The organism is Streptomyces sp. AC558_RSS880, from assembly GCF_019049255.1.
Taxonomy (GTDB): domain Bacteria; phylum Actinomycetota; class Actinomycetes; order Streptomycetales; family Streptomycetaceae; genus Streptomyces.
The window spans coordinates 1-1,300 of the sequence record NZ_JAGMUJ010000206.1 but is presented as its reverse complement, the minus strand read 5'-3'; the positions used below and the strand labels follow the sequence as shown (position 1 = coordinate 1,300).

Here is a 1,300-nt window from a genome sequence, read left to right as displayed (position 1 = left end):
AAGTGGAACGCCATGTGGCACTCGTCGCCGCCGGCGGCGTAGTCGCCGAAGTAGTCGACGACGTCCTCCGGCCACTGGTTCGCCTCGGCCAGCAGCACGGTGTCCGGATACTGGGAGTCGATCTCCTTGCGCACCCGCTTCAGGAAGGCGTGGGAGGCGGGCAGGTTCTCGCAGTTGGTGCCCTCGGCCGCGTAGAGGTACGGCACCGCGTCCAGCCGGAACCCGTCGATGCCCAGGTCCAGCCAGAAGCGCAGGGCCGCCAGGATCTCCTCCTGCACCCGCGGGTTCTCGTAGTTGAGGTCCGGCTGGTGGGAGAAGAAGCGGTGGAAGTAGTACTGCCCCCGCACCGGGTCGTACGTCCAGTTGGACGCCTCGGTGTCGACGAAGATGATCCGCGCGTCCGGATAGCCCTTGTCGTCGTCGGCCCACACGTAGAAGTCGCCGTAGGGGCCGTCGGGGTCCTTGCGCGACTCCTGGAACCACGGGTGTTCGTCGCTGGTGTGGTTCATGACGAAGTCGATGATCACGCGCATGCCGCGCTGGTGGGCGGCGTCGACGAACTCGACGAAGTCGGCGAGGTCGCCGAAGTCGGGGAGCACGGCGGTGTAGTCGGCCACGTCGTAGCCGCCGTCGCGCAGGGGGGACTTGAAGAAGGGCGGCAGCCAGAGGCAGTCGACGCCCAGCCACTGCAGGTAGTCCAGTTTGGCGGTCAGGCCCTTCAGGTCGCCGATGCCGTCACCGTCGCTGTCCTGGAAGGAGCGGACCAGGACCTCGTAGAAGACGGCACGCTTGAACCACTCCGGGTCCCGGTCCTTGGCGGGAGTGTCCTCGAAGGTGTCCGGCACTGGCTCGTTCACGGTCATGACGTTCCTCGCCCTCCGTTTCGCTGTACGGCGGGCGGTCTCGGTACGTGCAGGACATGCGCGGGAGCCCGCCCCGGCTCCAGGCGCACGTAGTTGGCCCTGCCCCAGTGGTAGGTCTCGCCGGTGAGCTCGTCGCGCACCGGTACCGACTCGTGCCGGTCCAGGCCGAGTTGCGGCATGTCCAGCGAGACCGTGGCCTCCTGGGTGTGGTGGGGGTCGAGGTTGGCGACCACGAGCACGACGTCGGAGCCGCTGCGCTTGCTGTACGCGATGACGGAGTCGTTGTCCGTCTGGTGGAAGCGCAGGTTCCTGAGCCGGTGGAGCGCGGGGTGTGCGCGGCGGATGGTGTTGAGTTTGGTGATGAGGGGGCCGATGGTGCGGCCCTCGCGTTCGGCGGTCTCCCAGTCGCGGTGCCTGAGCTGGTACTTCTCGCTGTC

2 protein-coding genes are annotated in these 1,300 nt (G+C 67.5%); both read right to left on the bottom strand.

Features of this window, described 5'->3' with window-relative positions; all coding sequences use genetic code 11:
• Nucleotides 1–863: alpha-amylase family glycosyl hydrolase (locus KUM38_RS40920; protein ID WP_254398556.1), on the bottom strand; the 863-nt coding region annotated here is incomplete at its 3' end.
• On the bottom strand, nucleotides 860–1,300 hold a 441-nt coding region (locus KUM38_RS40915), incomplete at its 5' end, for an alpha-glucosidase C-terminal domain-containing protein (RefSeq protein ID WP_217137230.1). The genes KUM38_RS40920 and KUM38_RS40915, both read right to left, overlap by 4 nt.